2 protein-coding genes are annotated in these 5604 nt (G+C 63.9%); both read right to left on the reverse strand.

What is annotated here, in order from left to right; translation table 11 throughout:
* Positions 1–593 (reverse strand): condensation domain-containing protein (locus tag HWE17_RS28180; protein ID WP_217916924.1); only part of this gene is annotated, 593 nt, incomplete at its 3' end.
* Positions 594–770: 177 nt separating this feature from the next.
* Positions 771–5474: a type I polyketide synthase gene (locus HWE17_RS28185; RefSeq protein ID WP_176391081.1), complete on the reverse strand. Its 4704-nt coding sequence runs from the start codon at positions 5472–5474 to the stop codon at positions 771–773.
* Positions 5475–5604: the final 130 nt, after the last annotated feature.

The raw sequence follows: 5604 nt of genomic DNA on the forward strand, positions 1-5604 counted from the left end.
CCGGTCTCCTCAACGAACGCGCTGTACAAGGCCGCCACCTCTCTCACCAGCACCCCCATCGACCAGCCATCGAAGACGATATGATGGAACGTCAACAGGAACACATGAACGTCCTCGCCCATTGCAATGAGCCGGGCACGCAGCAAGGGGCCGGCTTGCAGGTCGAACGGTGCGCGCGCCTCGTCCCGCACCAGCACCTCAGCCCGAGCCTGCCGTTCGCCCGGCAGCAGTGCGCTGATATCGACGACCGGAATGACCAGCCGCAACTCGGGCGCGACCACCTGCACCGGCGCGCCATCGATAAGATCAAAGGTCGTACGCAGCACTTCATGGCGGTGCACGATCTCGTTGAGCGTGCGTTCGAGCGCGGCGCGGTCCAGCCGCCCCCGGATTTCAAACGCGCCGGGCAGGTTGTAGGCTGCGCCCCCATCGGTAAAGCGGTCGATGAACCAGACCCGCTCCTGTGAATACGAAAGAGGCAGCACACCTGCGCGGTCGGCCAGCGTAATCGACGTCGGCTGCTGCGGCTCATCCTCCGCCAGCAGCAGAGCAAGGAGTTCCTCTTTCATTGATTCCAGCGAGCGCTCGGTCATACGATGGTGCCTCTCAAAAGATAAGTAAATGAATGTCGTTGTCTGTCCCGGAAGCGCGAATGGGTGGATGTCTGCGGCTCCGGCAGGGATGCTCACCCTCACCTTGCATCCTCGCTTACAGGAACGCAAGGACCGCCTGGCAGAGTCGCCAGGCAGGGCAAAATGGCGTGAGGTCTATCACGCCAGTGGAGTTTGACTGGCTTTCAGACGTTTCTTTTCGGCGAGCAAGACGGCGATTTCCTCTGGTGACATGGCGTCGATGCTCTTCTGCACGGAGACCTTGGCGGCGGCCATATTCTCCAGCCTTGCCGTTTCAGCCTGCACCCGGGCCGCTTCGATCTGCACCGCCAGCGCAGCGATGGTGGTCGCCTCAAACAGGCTTCGCAGCGGCAGGTCGACCTGCAAATGCTTGCGCACATGCGATAGCACCTGCGTCGCCATCAGGGAATGGCCGCCCAGGTCAAAGAAATCATGATGGACGCCAATCGTTTCCATGCCGAACAGGTTCTGCCAGATACCGGCCAGCGTCTTCTCGACATCATTGCCGGGTGCCGCATAGGCCACCAGCAGGTCGGCACGAGTGACGCCCTGACCACCGGCCACCGCTTGCGCCTTTTCGGCGTCCAGCGCCGACCGGTTGACATCGGCGATGTGCCCGGCCGTGACCGCAAACGCCAGCGGCGAGACGATCAGCTGGGGCAGTCGGGACGCCAGCAGGACATCGAACACGGCCTTCGCATCGCGTTCGGCAATGCCGTTCGACATCAACGCGGCAAGGCCGGAGCCATCCTCCGTCAGATGCTGCGGCAACTTGGCGCGCGCCATCATCCCGGCATCCTTCCAGATCGTCCAGTTGACCGACAGGACGTTGCCACCCGCTTGCAGGCTGTCGCGATGGGCCAGCGCGTCCAGGAAAGCATCCGCTCCCGCCGCATCGGCCTGGCCGGCGAAAGGCAGCACAGCATTCATCGACGAGCACAGGATGACGAAGTCAAGGCGCGAGAAGTCGAAGATCTTGCTCAGTATCGCCGCGCCAGCCAGTTTCGGCGCCAGTACCTGGCCCGCCTGCCCCCCCGGCGTCAGGCGCAGGGCTGCAGCACCGGCCTGTCCAACCGCATGGAAAATGCCTTGCAGCTGACCGAATGCCAATATGGCGGCATCGGCCATCCGGTTCATGGCCGCTTCGTCAGCGACGTCGGCCGCAAGGTACAGCACGGCGGCGCCCAGCGCCTCCAGCGCCTGCAACTGGCCGATCTTGCGGCTGCCGGCATCGTCGTCCGCATGCGTCCGAAGGTAGTCACCCCACTCCGCCTTGGGCGGCAATGGCTGGCGCCCGGTCAGGGTGAGCGCGGGAGCGGAACGATTTTCGGCCAGATAGCGCGCGAAGGCATAGCCGACTCCACCCAGCCCGCCCGTGATCAGGTAATGTTGACGGCTGCCGGAGACCGCCGGTAACGTCCCGAGCACCGCCACTGACACCGGCTCGATGACTAGGCTCCAACGGTAACTGCCGCGCAACGCCACAACGGTTTCGGCTACGTCGCTCGACAACTCCGCCGCCAACAGCGCGCCAAGCCTGGCGCCGATTCCCTCGCCAGGCGTGACGACGATGTCCACGCTGCGGCTGCGGAGGTTCGCACATTCCAGGGCCATAACCTGACATGGTCCGAGCAGGGTCGCCTTCTCGGGAGCGAGGAACTCATCGCCGATGACGGCATATAGCCCATTCGAGAGCACATTGACGGTCAGTGCGGCGTCGATGCCAAGCCGGCCGATCGCATGCGCGAGGAAGCGCATGCTGTAGAAGCCATCGTGCTGGTCGATGGCGCTGCCGCTTTGCGGCGGCGTCAGGCTCCAGCAATGGGTGATCCTGGCGGGCATGCCATGCAGTTCCATGCACAGTGACAGCAGGCGTTCGTAGTGAGCGGGTTGGGCGGCGTCGATCTCAATCCGTTCTGCGCTCACGGAGGCGAAATCGCCGCCCTGCGTGACGACGATGACCTGTTCGCCCCTGCCCCGGATCGCATCGATAACGGACTGGCTCAAGCCGTGGCGATCAGCCAGCACCAGATGCACCGTGGATGCAGCGGCAGCGCTGGACACAGAGCCAGGCAAACGCTTCCAGGTCGGCGCGTAAAACCACTGCCCGACATCGGAGCGGCGGGTTCGGTCCGGCTGGGCCGCAGGTAGATCCACCGACACGGGATCATTGATCCAGTGCCGCTTGCGCGCGAAGGGATAGGTCGGCAGCGGAATGCGGCGACGGCGTTCCTGTCCACGGAAACGGTTCCAGTCGATTGCGACGCCATGCGTCCACAACCAGCCGGCAGCACGCATCAGGGTGATGGCCGACGAGGTAGCCGATGAAGTGGCAGACTTGGCGTCGGGCAGCGCACCGACCGCATGCACCTGGACACCCGCCTGGGCGTGCTGTCTGAGCAGACTGGCCAGCGAGCGGCCCGGGCCGACTTCGACAAACAGCGGCGCATGGCGCTGCATGAGCGTGCGCACGCCATCCGAAAAGCGTACTGCCTGGCGCAGATGCGCACACCAATAGGCGGGGCTGGTGGCCTGCTCGGCCGTGATCCAGCCGCCGCTTACGTTGGAGACATAGGGAATGCGCGGCACATTCAGCTTGACGCGCGAGACCGCGGCCGCGAATTCATCGAGGATGGGGTCCATCATGCCCGAATGGAAGGCATGCGAAGTATGCAGGGGTTGGAATTCGATGCCCTGTTCACGTAGCACGCGCTCCAGCGCCTCGACGGCTTCGGCGCTGCCGGACACGCTGCAGATGGCCGGCGCATTCACCGCGGCGATCCACAGGTCGCTGCCCATCAGCGGTTGCAAGGCCGGCTCCGAGGCGTGTACCGCCAGCATTCGGCCGGCCGGCAATCCGGCGATCAGCTTGCCGCGCTGGGCCAGAAGCGCAAGCGCGTCCGGCAACGAGAAAACCCCGGCCAGACAGGCCGCCACGTATTCCCCCACGCTGTGGCCCGCCATCGCGTCGGGCGATATGCCCCAATGCGCGAGCTGACGCGCCAGCGCATATCCCACGGCGAACAAGGCCGGTTGCGCGATCTGGGTCTGGCGCAGCAGATCCTGGGCATGCCCGGCTTGCTCACCATCGGCGAACAGCACCGCGCGCAGGTCCAATCCCAGCGCCGGCAGCAGGAGCTCAGCGCAACGGTCGATCTCGGTCCGAAACACTTCCTCGGTCTGGTACAAGTCCTTCCCCATGCCGACATACTGAGCGCCCTGGCCCGGGAACATGAAGACGACGGAGCTGCCCTTGCCTTCCGCGACGGGCGCCGGTGCGGCCGTTTCCATCTCTAGCTGTTCGATCGCATTGGCGACACTGCTGCACACCAGCGCGCGGCGATAGCCGAAGGCGGTTCGTCCGACCTGCGTCGTATAGGCCGCGTCGGCCAGGCTGGTTTGCGGATGGGCGGCGAGGAAGCGCTGCAGATTGGCGCCCGCCACTGCCAGCGCTTCCGGCGTCCTGGCCGACAGCAGCAGCACCTGGCCTGGCCGCGCCGACGGTTCCGTCGTCACGCGCGGCGGCTCCTCGACGATCACATGTGCGTTAGTGCCGCCGATACCGAAGGAACTGACCCCAGCCCGCATCGGCGTGTCCGTGGCGGCCAGTTGTTGCAGCGATGCGTTCACATAGAACGGGCTGTTGGCGAAGTCGATATGCGGATTTGCCTTAGTAAAGTGCAGGCTGGGTGCGATCTCGCGTTCCCTCACCGTCAAAACGGCTTTGATCAGCCCTGTCACACCAGCCGCCGTGTCGAGATGACCCATATTGGTTTTCAGCGAGCCGATGGCGCAGAACTGCTTCTTGTCGGTCGACGTGCCAAACGCCTGCTGGAGTGCCCGCATCTCGATCGGATCTCCAAGTATGGTACCGGTGCCGTGCGCCTCCACATAGGAAATCGATTCCGGGTGAACGTCGGCCACGGCCATGGCCTCGGTAATCACTGCCGCCTGCCCGTTCACGCTGGGCGCCGTGAATCCCACCTTGTCGGCCGCATCGTTATTGATCGCCGAGCCGCGAATGACCGCGTGGATCGTATCGCCGTCCTCCAGGGCCTTGCTCAAGGATTTCAGTAGGACGGCGGCCACGCCATTGCCCGGCGCGGTGCCGGCCGCCTTTTCGTCGAAGGTCCGGCAGCTTCCATCGGGCGACATGATATCCCCCGGCTGGTACATATAGCCTTCCAGGCGCGTCTGCAGGCTCGCGCCGCCCGCCAGCGCCATGTCACTTTCTCCGCTCAGTATGCTCTGGCAGGCCAGATGCACGGCCACTAGCGAAGTCGAACAGGCCGTCTGCACCGCCACCGCCGGACCGCGCAGGCCAAGATGGTAGGCCACGCGGCTGCACAGATAATCCTTCTCGTTGCCAATCTGGATTTGCTTCACGGAGACGGACTCCGCAAACTTGGCGTTTCCGTAGATCTTGTGGAGGAAGTAGGCGCTGTTCGAGGCGCCGGCAAACACGCCGATCGCGCCAGGGTAGGCCCCAGGCGCATAACCCGCATGCTCAAGCGCCTCCCATGCCACCTCCATGAACAGGCGCTGCTGCGGATCGGCCACTTCGGCATCCTTGGGCGTGAAGCCGAAGAACTCCGCATCAAAGCGGTCGAAGTCGGGCACCACGGTGCCGCGCTTGACGTAGTTCTTGTCCTCAAACACGCTGACGGACACGCCCGCCGCAAGCAATTCCTCGTCACTGAAAGTACGAACGTTCTCGATACCGTTCTTGAGGTTGTACCAGAACTCATCAACGTTTTTAGCGTCCGGGAATCGCCCTGCCATCCCGATTACGGCTACCGAATATGCATCATTGTTGAATTCCGACGAGCTAATTGAAGTCATAGGTTTCTCAAGAATCATTGTTATTTGGAGCGGGCGGCAGAGCGCCTCTGCATGGCCTGGCGGCGATGCTGGCCCCGCTCCAGGCTTTCCGCATCGGCCGCCGCTCCCGAGGGCGAACTGTCCAAGGCAT

The organism is Janthinobacterium sp. BJB401 (assembly GCF_013372745.1).
GTDB lineage: Bacteria > Pseudomonadota > Gammaproteobacteria > Burkholderiales > Burkholderiaceae_D > Janthinobacterium > Janthinobacterium rivuli.